A 16,494-nucleotide genomic window follows, 5' to 3' on the forward strand; every position below is an offset into this window, starting at 1 on the left:
TGAAGAAGTAAAGGAGAGATTAGCCGATGATGATCGAGATTCGTAATTTGCACAAGTCATTCGGTGCATTGGAAGTACTTAAAGGAATCGATGTAAGCTTGGATAAAGGAAAAGTACTGGTAATAATCGGGCCTTCTGGTTCAGGCAAAACCACTTTGCTACGTTGTATGAATCTACTGGAGACTCCAGATCAAGGAACCATCAAATTAAGTGATCGCTCCTTGAATTTTCAAAAAGGTCGTAAAGTGTCTAGCAAAGAAGTGACTGAACTTCGTAAACGGACAGGGATGGTTTTTCAATCCTATAATCTGTTTCCTCACAAAACGGTGATCGAGAATGTAATGGAAGCCCAAATTACAGTACAGAAAAAAAGCAAAGAAGAAGCACGCCAATCCAGTCAAGAATTACTTGCCAAAGTTGGCTTAGGCGATCGTGGCAATTCATATCCCCATCAATTATCCGGTGGACAACAGCAACGTGTAGGAATTGCACGTGCAATGGCTGTAGAGCCTGATGTACTCCTTTTTGATGAACCTACTTCTGCACTTGATCCTGAATTGGTTAGTGAAGTGCTGAAAGTTATCAAACAATTAGCAATCGAAGGTAGAACGATGGTTATTGTAACGCATGAAATGAAATTTGCCGCAGATGTTGCTGACCATGTGCTTCTGATGGACGGCGGATATATTATAGAACAAGGACATCCCAAAGATGTACTGAACAATCCACAAAGCGATCGTGCTAAGCAGTTCCTTAATCGTCTGACTGGCGAAGATATCTAATCCATTAGATTATAAATGACCTGTTCAGGGTATAAAATAGCATAAAGGTAACTGGCTTTAGAGAGAAGAAAATCGTACAGACGAATATGTATGGTTTTCTTTTTTTCTATCGTTAGAGACACTAAAGGGGATGAAGCAATGAGAGCATTAGTACATACATATACAAAGATAGCTTTAACTACGATAATAATTGCTACTTTGATAGGGCTATTTGTGCCGGCAACGATACATGCGGCTACGGATAAAGAATCTCTGCAACTTTCTGGTCGTGCTTCTTATTACGGACAAGTGGAAAATGGAAAACCTAATGGAACAGGTACGATTCGCTGGGGTGATTCCAAATCTTATGCCGGACAATGGGTCGATGGAATCCGGCAAGGTACCGGAAAATATGTAAACAAATATACGTTAAAAGGACGGACATTTGTCGTTACTTATAAAGGGGAATGGAACAAAGACCAACGGAACGGTCTGGGCGAAGTCAGACAAATTATTAAAAGTAAAGCCGGTCAAACGGAAGCGAATTTGATCCAACAAGGTCAATTTGTAAATGATGTTTTTCAAAATGGCTATACGGTAACTCAAGCGTTAGCAGATCCTGCTTTTAGCTTCAATTACAAAGATAAAGACACCTGGTTACAGATTTATGGAGATAACCAGAATATAGCGGAATACTGGGCAACCGGTAAGTTGATTCAAATTCAGTATCGCAAAGGAAAAATAGATAAAGAATACTCTATTTTCCCGGAAAACGATGCTGCCAAAAAGGTAGAGAATCAAGCGAATCTGAAATACTTTAAAAAGATCCAACCTCAAGTGGCTACGTATCTCAAAACATTCCAAACATTATCAACAAAAGTACCAATCACTTCCAAATAATTAGAAATATCGTTTATTATAAAAATGTAGTTCAATCTGTTGATTATCTGACAGGGTTGAACTACATTTTTTGGCGTTTTTGTACGTTATAATTATTAAATTTAAAAATAAATATCTAGATTTTTTTGTCGAAATACTCTGGATATTCGACCTATATTTAGAACGTAAAATAAAATTAGTTCTATATATGGTAGATAAACGATAACTATTTTCTAGAAAAAGCTGTTTTTTAGCTCTGAAAATGTAGAATCTTTAGCGCAAGAGGTAGATAATTTGAGCGGATTACTATAAGATAGCTGTGGAACACTTAACTTCATATTTCAGGAGGAATGTAACGATGACTAAAGTCAGAGTAGCAGTTATAGGTTGTGGAAGTATCGCGGAACGTCGACATATTCCAGAGTATGCAGAACATCCGAATGTAGAATTGGTAGCGTTCGCTGATCCAATTATAGAACGTACTGAAGGTTATGCGAAACGTTTCGATGCCAAAGCATATAGTGATTATAAAGAATTATTAGCAGCTGGTGGGTTCGATGCTGTAAGCGTGTGCACCCCGAATATTTTCCATGCTGAAATGTCGATAGCGGCTGCGAATGCTGGCGCGCACGTATTGGTTGAGAAGCCTATGGCTGTGTCTGAAGAAGAAGCACAAGCTATGATTGATGCAGCGAAAAAGAACAATGTTTACTTGATGGTAGGTCATAATCAACGCCTTATGCCACCACATGTAAAAGCGAAAGAAGTATTGCAAACAGGGAAATTGGGACGCGTCCTCACATTCCGTACTGCTTTTAGTCATGGAGGTCCAGAATTCTGGAGTATCGATGGTAAAGAAAGCTGGTTCTTCCGCAAAAATGAAGCAATCATGGGTGCGATGGGTGATCTAGGCGTACATAAGTCAGATATGATTCGCTGGTTGCTAGATGATGAAGTGGTAGATGTGAGTGCATTTATCGGCACATTGGATAAAAAAGATACCGATGTGGATGATAATGCAATCTGCTTGCTTCGTATGAAGAGCGGTGCGATCGGTACACTGGTAGCGAGCTGGACAGCTTATCGTGGAGAAGATAATGGTACTTACTTGTGGTGCGAGAACGGTATTATGAAAATTGGTACTGATCCTGATGATCAAGTTATTGTAGAGCTTCGTGATGGTACTGTTGAGAAATATCGTGTTGGAGCCATCTCCACAAATGAGAAGCAAGAAGTAAGTGGTGTGGTAGACGCATTTATCGAATCTATCGTTACCAATACACCACCATCCATTTCAGGTGAAGAAGGCAAAAAATCATTATCAGTGATTTTGTCTGCTTTCCAATCTCAAGCGGATAACAAAACGATTTCTTTAGATAATAAGTAAAAAGTTGTACCAGAATGACTATAGTGGAATGACAACAAAAAGCTGTTACCCTATGTTAAAAGGTAACAGCTTTTTGCTGTGGTGGTAGAGAACGGTAATACCTAGATATATTCGTAGCTAGATTAGCAGACTACATTAGGTTTTATCGTATACAGTATAAGATTGAGCCAATGGTTGACCAAGTGGAGAAGGGATAGTTTCTGGTGATTTCGTATGTTTGGTAGTAGCGATCTGCTCGCTTTCTTCTTCTGTCCATTCTCCTGAAAGTACAGCTTTCATTTTCTTCGTATCTAACATGCCTTCCCATTTAGCCACCACAAAAGCAGCTACACAATTACCCATAAGATTGGTAAATACACGCATCGTATCCATAAATCGATCTGCACCAAGCAATAACGCTACAACCGCTACAGGGAAAGCATTCAGCGCTGCTGCTGTAGCAGATAACGCTAGAAATGCTGAACCCGGTACACCTGCCATTCCTTTTGAACTAAGCATCAATACAGCTAAGATCGTAATCTCTTGTCCTAACGATAGGTCGATCCCTACAGCTTGAGCAAGGAACACGGTAGCTAATGATAGGTAGATCGAAGCGCCATCAAGATTGAACGAATAACCTGTCGGTACGACTAATCCGACTACGGCTTTATCGCAACCTGCTTTGTTCAGCTTTTCCATCATACGCGGCATCACTACTTCGGATGAAGCTGTACCGATTGCAAGCATAATTTCTGAACGAGTGTATTTGATAAATTGTAATAGATTCATTCCTGTTATCCACCATGCAGCAAGTCCCAGACATACCAGGAATAAGATTGCCGATAGATAGCAGGCGATAATAAGCATTCCGTAAGAAGCTAAAGTAGCTGCGCCATAAGCACCTACAGTATAAGCAATTGCTCCGAACGCTCCCAACGGTGCTAATTTCATAATATAACCGACTACTTTGAAAATAAGTTCCATAATCTGATCGACTAGAGTTAATACATTATCTTTTAATTTACTTTCACTTGCTGCCAGCGCTGTGCCGAATAGACAAGCCAGTAGTAGAACTTGTAGCAGTGCATTTTGAGCAAAAGCATCGACAGCACTGGTCGGAATAATATTAAGAATAAAATCAACAGTATGTGGAAGTTCTGCACCGCCTGTTTTGGCTGCCACTGCATTAGGGTCAAGTGTACTGGCATTGATATTCATTCCATCTCCTGGACGCAACACACGAGCGGCTACCAGACCGAGCATTAATGCAACGGTTGTAGCAAGCTCGAACCATAGAATTGCTTTGAGACCGATCCGACCGACTGCTTTGAGATCACCTGCTTTGGCAATACCGGCTACCACAACGAAGAAGATTAAAGGTGCAATTAACATTTTGATTAGTTTGATAAATCCAGTTCCAAGCGGTTGTAACTGCTCTCCGAAGTTGGGAAAGGCTATTCCTACACCAATACCGATCACAACAGCTACAATAATTTGAAAAAACAACGATTTAAAAAAATTCATAATAAACCTCCTTGATATTCAAATGCTTGGCTACGATACGTGATCATTGCATAAAAAAGTAATCATATGATAGGGGTTGTTGTTATCAATCTGCAATTATCTTATGTAGCATTTTATAACATTTGAATAAAGAGGTTACTATAGATTTTATCCTTTTTTGTATATTTCACAATTCAGAACGACAAATTTTGAGTTTTAAACAAAAATAAGCGAATAATATGTGATAATAAGTAACATATTATTCGCTTATTCAACTATTTATTCTATTTGGAGAAATATGGTATACTCATAAAGAACAATATTATTTATATTCAGGAGAGTGAATGATTTTATGGCACGTACACAGACTCAAAAAGCTATTCGTAAAGCTAAACGCAGTGGCAGTTGGATTCCAGAGTATAGTCGCAAAGCCAACGAAGATTATGCGGCAATCTCACAACATACTCGTATAACTTCTACCAAACAAGAACGATTACAAAAAGTAAAACACAAGAAGCATATCACACACGATGATGCTTCTTTTTTATGCCTTTTAGTCGAATCGTCTGATCGCAGGTACGCATAACCCGATAATCACCAGTAACATCCCAATCCCCGAAAATAAACTAATCGTTATTATGCCTCCAATCTGATCTGCTAACCAACCAATCAATAGAAATCCAATCGGTAAAAAAGCGAACGAACCGAACATATCCAGACTAGCTACGCGACCAAAGCTTTCTACAGGGACTAACTCTTGCAGACTGGTCTCCCAGACTAGAGCAAACATCATCAAACCGAATCCTTCCAGAGCCATAATCATCACCATACCCGGTGGCCATGTAATCACAGATAATAAAAATAAAGCGATTCCGCTTAACAATGCTCCACCATAACCAATCCAACCGCGTTTGCGCCAGTGCTTTCGACTACCAAATAAGACTGCTCCGATAATAGCGCCCACTCCAGCAGATGTCATAGCCAGTCCATAGACAACAGGATCTAACTGATGATGAATTTTGAAAAGCCATGGAATCAGAACGCTTGTAATACCGACATAACAGATATTCAGTAATGAGAAAATAACAATTGTAATCCACAACCAGGGTTGTTTTTTCAGAATTACAAACCCGGCGGTAAACTCTTGCCAGACTGATGTTTTGGTAGTTACAGATAGAGAATTAGTAGGGTCTGCATTGGCAACAGTCTGTTGATTTGCCTGTTGTTGCTGACGTGCGGATATAAAGTGCTTACTAAGTAATGTAAAGCAAAGTAATGAGAACAAATATGTAAGGGAATCGAGTGCGAATCCACTTCCCGGAGAAGCTACTGTAACAAGGATTCCTCCCAAAGTCGGGCCTAATAAACGTACAAATTGAATACTGACTTGAGTAAGAGCATTCGCCGCATTTCGAATATCAGGTGTAAATATTTCAGCACGCAACGCAGAATACGCAGGTTGGAATATTCCTTCCATCAATCCATATAGAGCAAGTCCTACATACAATACAGGTAAAGACAGATGATCTGTAAAAATCAATATTGCTCCACTCAGCATCAAAACAAACCGGACGCTATTGGTCAGTAAAATCAAGCGTACACGATCAGTATGATCTACAATCCAACCGGATATCGGTAAAATAATGACGATCGGCAACATATAGATCGTCATCGCAAGCCCCATAATAGTAGAAGAACCGGTTAAACTGTAGACTAGAATCGGCAAAATAATCATAGTAACCGAACTACCTAACATGGCTATCAACTGACCTAACCAGAGATATGTAAATGCTTTAGACTGACGTACAGGTGAAAGAAAGCGTCTTAATGCAGAGTCTTGATGTTCTTGCTCCAGTTGCATTATACATGTCTCCTTTGTGCAAATCGTTATCTTTGTATTTAAGTTTATTAATCTTCTATATACAATACTATACAAAAAAGACAATTCTCTCAAAAGAATTGTCTTTGCCACAATAAAGCTAATCTATCTCTTTTTATGTATATTAACTCCTGATGATCTGTCAATAATTAAGAAATTTGAGTCTGTTCTACCGCATCACGTTGATGTTGGCGATGCAAGTAACGATCAAATACAAATGGTCCAAACGGAAGAACAGAAGCGATTAATCCCAATACAGCTTGTTTGAATGATATTTTACGCAAAATCAAAGTCAATCCAATCGCTGCTACATAAGCTACAAATAATACCCCGTGAATCATTCCTACATAAGTTACTGCAAGAGGCATATCCGCAAAATATTTAAGAGGCATCGCAATCAGCACTAGCGCAAGATAAGATACCGCTTCCACGTTACCAATCACACGTAACATACTTAGAGCATTTTTGATCATAATAAGTACAATCTCCTTTATTACAATTTTAATAATTCAAATATAACGTAAATACTCTGCTAAAAGTACAATTAAAAGTTACAAAATATCGAAAGTGCCTATTTATAAGAAACTATATACGTAGTTTATGTTTATGATAACTTAGCTGACAAACGATTATAGACAAAAATCGTTATTTCTTTAATTGTAGCACTTATTCAACAGCTGATATTGGATAAAAATACATAGGTTTTAGTAGTTGAACCGAATTATTTGGACAATGGTCAATAGTTTGTTTGGGAATTATACCAATTAGTGCTCTTCGATTTTGGTAGATTTAACGTATGTTTAAAAAGTAAACATTGTTAACATGAAAAACATCAAATATAACAATTTATAGATGAGGTGAGTATATTGAGAAAGATAACAGGCGGAATTTTGATTACAATGTTAATTATGTTGACAGCTTGTTCTAGTTCAGCTCCAAATACAACACAAACCACAACCTCTTCAACAACAACTGGTCAATCTACAGCATCAAATGTGATTAGAGTAGCAGTACAATCTGATGGCAAAACGCTTGATCCTCATACCGCTACAGATGCAGGTTCAATGCATTATATCGAAAATATGTATAGTACATTAATGCAATACAATGGCAAATACGGTGAAATTGAACCGGGACTTGCTGAATCGTATACGATTTCGGATGATCTACTTACTTACACATTTAATCTACATCAAGGAGTGAAGTTTCATGGTTCTGGTAAAGAAATGACTTCAGCCGATGTGAAATATTCCATAGAACGAATTATTGATAAAGGAGTACGAGCGAATCAATTTACCGCTGTCAAAAGTATAGATGCAACAGATCCATATACAGTTGTATTTTATTTAAAACAGCCGATGGCTCCTTTTCTTACTTACCTAGCGAACCCGATGAATGGCATTGTAGATAGCGATATTGTAAAAGCAAACAACAATAGTCTGGATAATGTGGATGCAGGAACAGGGCCTTTCGAATTGGTTAAATGGGAAAAAGATCAACAGTTAACATTGAAAAAAAATCCTGATTATTATGAAAAAGGGTTACCTTATTTGGACGAGGTGGATTTCAAGCCTATTGCAGATGCAACTGCTCGTACAACCGCTCTTCGTAATAATGAGATTGATCTGATTTTGGAGACGACAGAAAAAGAAAATAAAGTATTAGAAAATGTAGAAGGAATAACTTTGAAGTCAGAACCGGGTACTTTCTGGGAATATATTGGTCTGAATGTTAAAGATCCTGCACTACGTGATGTTCGTGTTCGGCAAGCGATTGCCAATGCGGTAGATCGCAATCAGATCAATCAACTGGTGAAGTTGGGTAAAGCGACTGTGCTTGATGGTGGAAATATTCCTCCAAATCATTGGGCATACCCTGATATTCATCCATATGCTCAGCGGAATGTAGAAAAAGCCAAACAATTATTACAAGCCGCAGGAAGTCCAGCTATTTCGCTTACACTTAAAGTTGGTTCTGAATATGATTATCAGGTACAAGCCGCGCAAGTGATTAAGCAACAATTAGCTGAAGTAGGGATTACAGTCAAAGTGGAATCTCAAGAATCTAGCGTCTTTTTTGATGCTTTAGGTAAAGGGGATTTCCAGATGGCAGTAGTCGGCTGGCAAGGATTTGTTGATCCAGACGAATATACGTATAACCTATTCCATACAGGTGAAGCGTATAACCAACAAGGTTACTCTAATCCAGAAGTAGATGCTTTACTTGAAAAAGGCCGCACGACTGCGGATGAAGCAGCACGTAAAGACATTTACAAGCAAATTGAGACTACAGTAGCCGATGAAGCTCCGATGGTATTCTTGTATATGAATGAACGTGCAGCCGCTTATCGTAATAATGTTACAGGCTTTATCGTAGAACCAACAGTAACTTCTATTTTCTTAAAACAAACCAAAGTCCAGTAAAACGCAATATAGAACACAATGATGTATTTATCCAAAGATGTGCGTATATCGTGTGAACTGTAAATATTAGAAATGAACAAAGGAACTGACAGGCTTGTCCTTATCAGTTCCTGTTTGGTTAAAGGAGGGATAAGATGTTGAAGTATATTGTCCGGCGGATTCTGGTTTCTATCCCTGTGTTATTCGGAATTTCTATCGTTACTTTTTTGATGATTCGGTTAGTGCCCGGAGATACGGTTACTGCTCTATTGGGAACACGTTATAGTGAAGAACAAGCAGTACAACTGAAAGCTTATTATGGGCTTGATAAGCCTCTTTATGTACAATATCTGATCTGGATTGGCAATGTACTGCGTGGTGATCTAGGACGTTCTTCATTTAGCGGAGATTCGGTAATGCAATCGATTATTGAACGGTTACCCGTCACCCTGGAATTAACATTGATCAGTGTATTGATTGCCAGTCTTATAGGAATTCCACTGGGTATATGGGCAGCTTATCGTCATAATCGACTACCGGATTATATGGCAACTGTTGTAGGGCTATTAGGAATTTCAATTCCGGGATTTTGGTTAGGAACGATCTTTATTTTATTATTTGCATTGAAGTTAGGTTGGGCTCCTTCCAGCGGGTATATCTCATTTTGGGAAAATCCACTCGAAAACTTACATCATATGTGGATGCCAGGTATTGCGCTTGGTGCAGCGGTGTCTGCTGTAGTTATGCGGATGACACGTTCAACTATGCTTGAAGTATTGAGTGAAGATTATATGAAAATGGCTCGTGCCAAAGGAATGTCACCTTTGCGAATCTTAATAAGACATGCACTCAAAAATGCGATGATTCCGATCATTACAGTACTCGGTATCCAGATTGGTTATTTGATCGGTGGCTCTGTCGTTATTGAGCAAATCTTTTCGTTACCCGGAATTGGGCGATTAGCACTTCAAGCGATTACGAATCGAGATTACGCATTGATGCAAGGAACGATATTATTTGTAGGTTTTTGTTTTGTAGTCATTAATCTGATTGTTGATATTCTGTATTCGATCTTAAATCCCAAAATTCGTTATTAGGAGGAGCTCTGAATGAAAGAGATTTGGTATCGTTTTAGCAAAAACAAACTCGCCATGATGGGCCTCCTATGTATTAGTTTTTTTGTACTGATCGCATGTGGTGCAGGCTGGATAGCTCCATTCGATCCGTATGCACTGGGAAGCGAAATGTTAGGCAAGCCTAGTATTCATCACTGGCTAGGTACAGATCAGTTAGGACGAGATATTCTTTCTCGCATTATTTATGGAGCAAGGATATCATTGCGAGTAGGTGTTATTGCTGTAGGGGTTGCTTTACTTATCGGAGCAACGATGGGAATTCTTGCAGGTTATTTTGGCAAATGGGTCGATGCTATTATTTCACGTATTACTGATGTTCTATTTTCGATTCCTGATATTTTGTTAGCTTTATCCATTATGGCGATTCTAGGCGCAAGTATAACAAACCTGATGATCGCTATCGGCATTGTCTATACACCGATATTTGCACGTATTGCTCGTAGCGCTGTATTGTCGATCAAAAGCTCTCTTTATATCGAAGCCGCTCGTTCAATCGGTGTAGGACATATTCGAATTATGCTCAAACATGTATTGCCTAATATTATGGCTCCACTTATTGTACAGATTACTTTATCTTTTGCATTCGCTATTCTAGCAGAAGCAGCACTTAGCTTTCTAGGACTGGGTGCAGAGCCAGATATCCCATCATGGGGAACGATGCTGAATGAAGGCAAAGACTGGATGGAATCTGCTTGGTGGATTGCTGTATTCCCGGGTCTGGCGATTACGATAGCTGTATTAAGCTTTAATATTTTGGGGGATGGTCTACGAGATGTTCTTGATCCCAAATCCAATAAACATTAAATCATCTTAGAAGAAAGGAGTGGTGTGTGATGCCTATCTTTTATCCGACAGATCGACCTTTAGCTGATTTTAAATGTAATACTTTTGCTATTATTGCCCGTTGTCCCCAAACGAAGCGGTTTGGCGCGGCGGCGGCTTCTAAATTTCCAGGTGTCGGCGCATTTTCTCCTTGTGTTGATCCTGAATATGGTGTGGTAGCTACGCAAGGGTGGATGAATCCGGCACTTGGGCCTCGTGGTATTGAATTGCTACGACAAGGGCTTACCGCTAATAAAGTGTTAGATGATCTACTCATGGAAGATCCAGGCCGGGATTTGAGACAGGTTGCTGTGATGGATCGGTTTGGTCATTGTGCTGCTTTTACAGGTAGTGAGAATGATGATGTCAAAGGGCACTTGATCGGTGATCAATTTTGTCTATCTGGCAATCTGCTTGCAAATGAAGATGTTTTGCCTGCTATGAAGCAAGCTTTTGAACAAAATACAGATATTGAACTAGCAGAGCGTCTACTTGCTGCTCTCAAAGCAGGTTCAGATGCTGGTGGAGATCGTCGTGGCAAGCAAGCATCTGTGCTCAAAGTAGCGGCTACGCCTGGTTTCCCTTATGTCGATTTTCGTGTAGATGATCATCCTGAACCTATTCTTGAATTAGAAAGAATTTATTACAGCAATCGGTCAGTACTAATTGAACAATACTACGACTGGGTGGACACCGTTATGAAAGGCATTCCACTCGAAAAGAAAGGTTGAGTCGATGAGTTATTTTCTAGAACATGATCCTTCTTTTACTACACCATCTCTTTTGAACACATCCTCGATCCTGATTACCAATGCAACTTTGTTAACGATGGAGGGAACAACGATAAATGAAGGTTGGATTCATATCGTAGATGATAAAATTGCAGGTTTAGGCGATACAACTGAATGGGAATGGTACAAACAACAAGTGAGCAATTTATCCAATACTCGAATTATTGATGCACACCATCGCTTAGTCTCGCCCGGGTTGATCGATCCTCATACTCATATCGGTATAGATGAACAAGGTATCGGGTGGGAAGGTGCAGATTACAATGAAACATCTGAAGCGGTGACTCCTCATCTACGCGCCTTAGATGGAATCAATCCTTATGATGATGGGTTTGTCGATGCCGCTAGAACAGGGGTGACTACCGTTCAAGTGTTACCGGGTAGTGCTAATGTGATTGGAGGGTTAATGTGTTGTCTCAAAGTACTTCCAGGCTCAACCGTAGAGCAGATGTTAGTACTACATCCGTCCGGTCTTAAAATGGCATTAGGCGAAAACCCTAAAAAATATCATGGCGTAGCGAGTGGACGAGCCCCATTGACTCGTATGGGGATAGCTGGTATTATTCGTGAACAATTAGTACAGGCTCAACATTACTTAGCAGAGCGGCAATCGATAGAGACAGAACAATCGATACCAACATCACCACGTAATTTACGTATGGAAGCTTTAGCGCTTGCATTAGAAAAGAAAATCCCTGTTCGCTTTCATGCACATCGTGCCGATGATATCGCTACAGCACTGCGATTAGGAGATGAATTTGGATTAGATCTTACGATTGAACATACAACAGATGGGATCAAAATTGCCAAAGAATTAGCAGCATCTGGTCGCTATTGCAGTATAGGGCCTACGTTATCTGCACGTAGTAAAGTAGAATTGCGTAACCTTTCGTGGGAAACGTATCCTGCTTTGTACCAAGCCGGAGTGCCAATATCGATCACAACTGATCATCCTGTATTACCTATTCAATATTTGCCAACGTCAGCCAAAATGGCTATTCAAGCAGGATTACCACTAGATGCGGCATGGGAAGCGTTGACGATTCAAGCTGCTCGTCATTTGCATCTAGCAGATTCTACAGGTTCATTACAAGTAGGCAAAGATGCAGATATCGTGATGTGGAATACACATCCATTAACGGATTCCGGCGAAGTGGCATTCACAATTGCAGGTGGACAGATTACATTTGAACAGTCTGGATCACCCGCATAGATACACAACAATTACTTGTAATCTATAGCACAAAATGAACTTAAAGGAGGCGTAACCGATGGAGCATCCACCGATTCATTCTCTGATGCGCTTCATGAAGACGATTATGTCTCCTGTTCATGAAGAACAGATGCTTCAACTGATTTTGCAGACAGCGATAGATAGTATTCCAGCCGCAGGAGCAGGATTTTTATTTTTGCATGATCCGTTAATTAATAAGTTGATTATTCAAGCTACAGTCGGCTATCTTCCGGCAGTGATGACGATGACTCGATTGTCTTCAGGTGAAGGGATATCAGGCAAAGTTTTTGCAGAACGTATGCCTATTCGAATCAACAATCTTTCTGAGCTACAAAGCGCTATGGATAATATGAGCGCTTTTAATTACAAATATTATGTAGAATCATCTACTCAAGGGGAAACTCCTTGCTGTTGCATTTCAGTACCTTTATTATCTGATAATCGTTGTATAGGAGTAATAACGCTTGATAATTTTACTGATTCACAAGCTTTGACCGAACATGATCTTCAAACGTTACAAATCTATTGTGATCTGGCAACGATAGCGATTGAACATCATCGTTTATTTCGACAGGTGCAAGAGCAGAATCATGAATTATTTTTGACTCACGATGCTTTACGTCAAGAACATGAACGTTTGCAAATTACAATGGATTTTCATAATCAGATTAACAACTTAGCGGCCAAAGGATATGGAACGCCTGAAATTTTGTCTGCTTTATATCGCAATGTCAAAATGCCTATCGCTGTATTTGATCTATTACTCACACCGATTGATTATTTACCTGCTGAAGTGACACCTCATTTACCCGATCAATTTCTGCAACATCCTGCGATGCAGTGGGTACAACGTAGCAAAAAGTGGCAACGAATTGTACTGGAAGAAGATAATTCTCAATCTATTATTGTTACTCCGATTGTTGGCACTGATCGGTTGCTCGGTTATTTGTGTGCATGGACAGGAAGTCAAGAAGTTATGAGTACCAATAAAATGATTTTTGAATACAGCGCTACTGTGCTTGCGCTAGATTGGGTGAAAAAAGAAGCTATTCAACAATCTCAGATGCGTGCCAAAGATGTTTTTTTCGAAAGTATTCTATCTGGTGAAATGAATATGTCTTTACAAGAACAAGCGCGTGTACTTGGATTTGAACAGGAAGATCATTATGCAGTGATGTTAATGCAATCTCTGTCAGTGACTGCGAGACATTCGTTTGAATCTATTATGAGTCAGCTACATATCCATTATCTATTGGTTGAACGGCATCATCATACGATTATTATTGTTAATATTGCAGGACATCTAAATAAAGAAGAACGTCAATCCCAATTTCAATTATTGTTACGAGAGCTTCGCCGAGATCGTCAATTGTCATCAGGTATCGGTAGAATGTATCAAGGGTTAGATAAAGTGAGCCGGTCTTACAAAGATGCAGAACAATGTATGCAGTTATTGCTCAAAGAAGGCAATCAACAGCGATTGATTTATTTTGGCGATCTAGGTGTGATTCGCTTTTTTATGCAACAATCGCGTGAAGAGTTAGAAGAGTATTTGAATGATGTATTAGAACCAATTATTCAATATGATCAGCAAAAAAAAGCCAATCTAATGATCACGTTAGTCTCATTTGTAAAATATGACCGTAATCTTAAAAATACTACTCAATCGTTAAATATTCATCATAATACGCTGTATTATCGTCTTGGACGGATTCAAGAATTATTAGGTTATTCTTTTGATCATGGAGATGAGTGGTTTAACGTACGAATGGCATGTCAGATTTACTTATATTTGTATGAAGAATAACCGCAATACAGAAAAAAATATAAAATAAACACGAAACTTTATCATACCAGAGATAAAGTTTTTTTGATTTGTTAACGCAGTGTAAAATTTTCGGAAAAAGCTAATACATAATACGACAAAATTCGATAATATTATTAGGTCTTATTAACTAATATTTTTATATAAGAATATACCGGAGGCAGATACACCATGACAGTCAGAACACGATTAATCACCACCATCAGTTTATTGATTTTTACTATTTTAGGGAGCGGGATATTATCTTATGTCACCATCTCTAATACGATTGAACAAAGTGCTCTATTGCAATCGAAAATGGAAATGCAAAAAAATATGAAACAAATCGATTTTAGATTAGCAGGACTTTCAAATGATGAACGTGGTTACTTACTTACAGGTGAACAAGAATACGTACCTGAGATGCAGAAAAAGATCACTGAAATTAATAATATATTACAGTTGTTACAACAATCATCCGCAGGCGCACCTTACAAAACGTCTTTGCAAAACATCAGTACCACTTTTGCTAAAGTCGTAGATTTAAATGCTAATGTTGTCAAATTACAAAGTGAAAATCCTACCGCTGCAAGTCAATATCATTTCGGCGAAGAACGTACACTACGCAAAACAGCATTAACACCAGTAGTCAATGATGTGATTACCAAACTGGATCAAGAAGTAGCTCAATTACAAGCGCAAAACGAAGCACAAGCACATATCAGTAAAGTCGTTATTGTCGTTGTCATTATCGTTTCGTCTGTAATAGGCATTATTCTAGGTATTCTTTTATTACGTGCTATTCTCAAACCGTTGCATCTATTAAATCGTCAAATGTTAGAGATTGCTCAAGGTGAAGCAGACTTGACTCAAACGATTGATTTGAAGCAAAAAGATGAATTTGGTACATTGGCTTCTAGTTTTAATCTTTTTGTAGCTACATTACATTCGATTGTTAGCCAGATCGGGGTATCATCTGATATGGTTGCAGCTTCAGCAGAAGAGTTCTCAGCCAGTGCAGAGCAATCCAAGTCTACCTCTCAACAGGTTGCTGAATCGATGCAAGTGATTGCAGATCAGACAGGTGGACAAGCCAAACAACTAGGGTATCAATCTACATCGTTACAAAATTCATTCCACAAATTGTCTGAAATTTCAGATAATACAGCTCAGATGGTGAACTTCTCTCAATTGATGAAACAGCAGTCTGAAAAAGGAACAGAGTCTATAGAACGTGTAGGCGAGCAAATGACGTCTATCCAAAGTTCAGTGTCTCGTGCAGATCAAAGTGTTAGCGTACTGGCAGGACATGCCACTAAGATAGATACAGTTACTACCCTAATCAATGAAATTTCTTCTCAAACGAACTTGCTTGCTTTAAATGCTTCTATAGAAGCAGCTCGTTCTGGAGAACATGGACGTGGATTCGCAGTCGTTGCAGAAGAAGTTAGAAAATTAGCAGAACAATCAGCTAATGCAGGTAAACAGATCAAAGAACTGGTTAGTCATATTCAGTTAGAAACTCAATCTACGATGTCTGCTATTCAAACTGTTCAAACAGATGTGGCAACAGGTAATCAAATGACCAAAGCAACAGTACAGCAATTCCATGATATTTTACGTGCTGTTGAAGAAATTTCTACCAAAACTGAAAGTATTGCTTCCAATGCTTCACATGTTAACGATTCGTTTGCAAACTCTGCCGATTCTATGCAAACGATGACTAAAGGCACGCAAGAAATATCAGATAGCACACAGGAAATTGCAGCGGCAACCGAACAGCAATTAGCTTCTAGTGAAGAAGTTTTACATTCTGCTGTCGCTTTAACAAGCCTTGCCGAAGATTTACAAGCATTAGTAAGTCGCTTCAAAATATAATCAATCTCTCACAACCTGATGATCATTTATTCTGTGCAT

The 16,494-nt window shown here is 39.0% G+C and carries 14 protein-coding genes; 11 read left to right on the plus strand and 3 right to left on the minus strand.

All coding sequences use genetic code 11. The features are described 5' to 3' along the window. Positions 1–29: 29 nt before the first annotated feature. From PQ460_RS06580 to PQ460_RS06590, 3 genes are all read left to right on the plus strand, one after another. Entirely contained in the window at positions 30–782 is a 753-nt protein-coding gene (locus PQ460_RS06580) for an amino acid ABC transporter ATP-binding protein (protein ID WP_274172884.1), read from the plus strand. Between the two features lie 138 nt (positions 783–920). Next, positions 921–1,661 (plus strand): MORN repeat-containing protein, encoded by a 741-nt coding sequence (locus tag PQ460_RS06585; RefSeq protein WP_274172114.1) that lies wholly within the window; start codon positions 921–923, stop codon positions 1,659–1,661. Between the two features lie 337 nt (positions 1,662–1,998). Beyond that, positions 1,999–3,027 carry a Gfo/Idh/MocA family protein gene (locus tag PQ460_RS06590; RefSeq protein WP_274172115.1) on the plus strand — a complete coding sequence of 343 codons (1,029 nt, stop codon included), beginning with the start codon at positions 1,999–2,001 and terminating at the stop codon, positions 3,025–3,027. 135 nt (positions 3,028–3,162) lie between these two features. Here PQ460_RS06590 and dctA read toward each other — a convergent pair whose 3' ends face one another. After that, a complete protein-coding gene (gene dctA, locus PQ460_RS06595; RefSeq protein WP_274172116.1) occupies positions 3,163–4,530 on the minus strand; it encodes a C4-dicarboxylate transporter DctA in 1,368 nt (455 codons plus the stop codon). A gap of 331 nt (positions 4,531–4,861) precedes the next feature. Here dctA and PQ460_RS06600 point away from each other — a divergent pair, with 331 nt between their 5' ends. After that, the gene (locus PQ460_RS06600) at positions 4,862–5,095 is read left to right on the plus strand and encodes a hypothetical protein (RefSeq protein WP_273613264.1); all 234 of its coding nucleotides are present in this window, start codon (positions 4,862–4,864) and stop codon (positions 5,093–5,095) included. Here PQ460_RS06600 and PQ460_RS06605 read toward each other — a convergent pair. Further along, a complete protein-coding gene (locus PQ460_RS06605; protein WP_274172117.1) occupies positions 5,063–6,370 on the minus strand; it encodes an MFS transporter in 1,308 nt (435 codons plus the stop codon). The two genes, PQ460_RS06600 and PQ460_RS06605, sit on opposite strands and share 33 nt — an antisense overlap. Before the next feature lie 167 nt (positions 6,371–6,537). Continuing rightward, positions 6,538–6,861 (minus strand): DUF3817 domain-containing protein, encoded by a 324-nt coding sequence (locus PQ460_RS06610; RefSeq protein WP_273613261.1) that lies wholly within the window; start codon positions 6,859–6,861, stop codon positions 6,538–6,540. 393 nt (positions 6,862–7,254) lie between these two features. Between PQ460_RS06610 and PQ460_RS06615 the strand changes: the two genes are divergently transcribed. The 7 genes from PQ460_RS06615 to PQ460_RS06645 all read left to right on the plus strand — a co-directional run bounded on the left by PQ460_RS06615 (position 7,255) and on the right by PQ460_RS06645 (position 16,455). Further along, complete coding sequence (locus tag PQ460_RS06615) at positions 7,255–8,811, plus strand: ABC transporter substrate-binding protein (protein ID WP_274172118.1); 1,557 nt, start codon at positions 7,255–7,257, stop codon at positions 8,809–8,811. 134 nt (positions 8,812–8,945) lie between these two features. Next, complete coding sequence (locus PQ460_RS06620; RefSeq protein WP_273613259.1) at positions 8,946–9,887, plus strand: ABC transporter permease; 942 nt, start codon at positions 8,946–8,948, stop codon at positions 9,885–9,887. A 12-nt stretch (positions 9,888–9,899) separates the two neighbouring features. Then, positions 9,900–10,730, plus strand: coding sequence for an ABC transporter permease (locus tag PQ460_RS06625; RefSeq protein ID WP_274172119.1), 831 nt, complete (start codon positions 9,900–9,902; stop codon positions 10,728–10,730). Between the two features lie 29 nt (positions 10,731–10,759). Next, positions 10,760–11,479, plus strand: coding sequence for a DUF1028 domain-containing protein (locus tag PQ460_RS06630; protein ID WP_273613257.1), 720 nt, complete (start codon positions 10,760–10,762; stop codon positions 11,477–11,479). A 4-nt stretch (positions 11,480–11,483) separates the two neighbouring features. After that, on the plus strand, positions 11,484–12,752 hold the full coding sequence (locus PQ460_RS06635) for an amidohydrolase (protein ID WP_274172120.1): 1,269 nt from the start codon (positions 11,484–11,486) through the stop codon (positions 12,750–12,752). Between the two features lie 58 nt (positions 12,753–12,810). Beyond that, a complete protein-coding gene (locus tag PQ460_RS06640) occupies positions 12,811–14,580 on the plus strand; it encodes a helix-turn-helix domain-containing protein (protein WP_274172121.1) in 1,770 nt (589 codons plus the stop codon). Positions 14,581–14,769: 189 nt separating this feature from the next. After that, the gene (locus PQ460_RS06645) at positions 14,770–16,455 is read left to right on the plus strand and encodes a methyl-accepting chemotaxis protein (protein WP_274172122.1); all 1,686 of its coding nucleotides are present in this window, start codon (positions 14,770–14,772) and stop codon (positions 16,453–16,455) included. The last annotated feature ends 39 nt before the right edge of the window (positions 16,456–16,494 follow it).

This window comes from Paenibacillus sp. KACC 21273 (assembly GCF_028736095.1).
Classification (GTDB): domain Bacteria; phylum Bacillota; class Bacilli; order Paenibacillales; family Paenibacillaceae; genus Saccharibacillus; species Saccharibacillus kyungheensis.

Excerpts from the sequence above, each read along its gene's own strand:
- PQ460_RS06620 (WP_273613259.1), top strand. The coding sequence starts at position 8,946 with ATGTTGAAGTATATTGTCCGGCGGATTCTGGTTTCTATCCCTGTGTTA.
- PQ460_RS06645 (WP_274172122.1), top strand. The coding sequence starts at position 14,770 with ATGACAGTCAGAACACGATTAATCACCACCATCAGTTTATTGATTTTT.
- PQ460_RS06635 (WP_274172120.1), top strand. The coding sequence starts at position 11,484 with ATGAGTTATTTTCTAGAACATGATCCTTCTTTTACTACACCATCTCTT.
- PQ460_RS06590 (WP_274172115.1), top strand. The coding sequence starts at position 1,999 with ATGACTAAAGTCAGAGTAGCAGTTATAGGTTGTGGAAGTATCGCGGAA.
- PQ460_RS06605 (WP_274172117.1), bottom strand. The coding sequence starts at position 6,370 with ATGCAACTGGAGCAAGAACATCAAGACTCTGCATTAAGACGCTTTCTT.
- PQ460_RS06610 (WP_273613261.1), bottom strand. The coding sequence starts at position 6,861 with ATGATCAAAAATGCTCTAAGTATGTTACGTGTGATTGGTAACGTGGAA.
- PQ460_RS06625 (WP_274172119.1), top strand. The coding sequence starts at position 9,900 with ATGAAAGAGATTTGGTATCGTTTTAGCAAAAACAAACTCGCCATGATG.
- PQ460_RS06630 (WP_273613257.1), top strand. The coding sequence starts at position 10,760 with ATGCCTATCTTTTATCCGACAGATCGACCTTTAGCTGATTTTAAATGT.
- dctA (WP_274172116.1), bottom strand. The coding sequence starts at position 4,530 with ATGAATTTTTTTAAATCGTTGTTTTTTCAAATTATTGTAGCTGTTGTG.
- PQ460_RS06580 (WP_274172884.1), top strand. The coding sequence starts at position 30 with ATGATCGAGATTCGTAATTTGCACAAGTCATTCGGTGCATTGGAAGTA.
- PQ460_RS06600 (WP_273613264.1), top strand. The coding sequence starts at position 4,862 with ATGGCACGTACACAGACTCAAAAAGCTATTCGTAAAGCTAAACGCAGT.
- PQ460_RS06640 (WP_274172121.1), top strand. The coding sequence starts at position 12,811 with ATGGAGCATCCACCGATTCATTCTCTGATGCGCTTCATGAAGACGATT.
- PQ460_RS06585 (WP_274172114.1), top strand. The coding sequence starts at position 921 with ATGAGAGCATTAGTACATACATATACAAAGATAGCTTTAACTACGATA.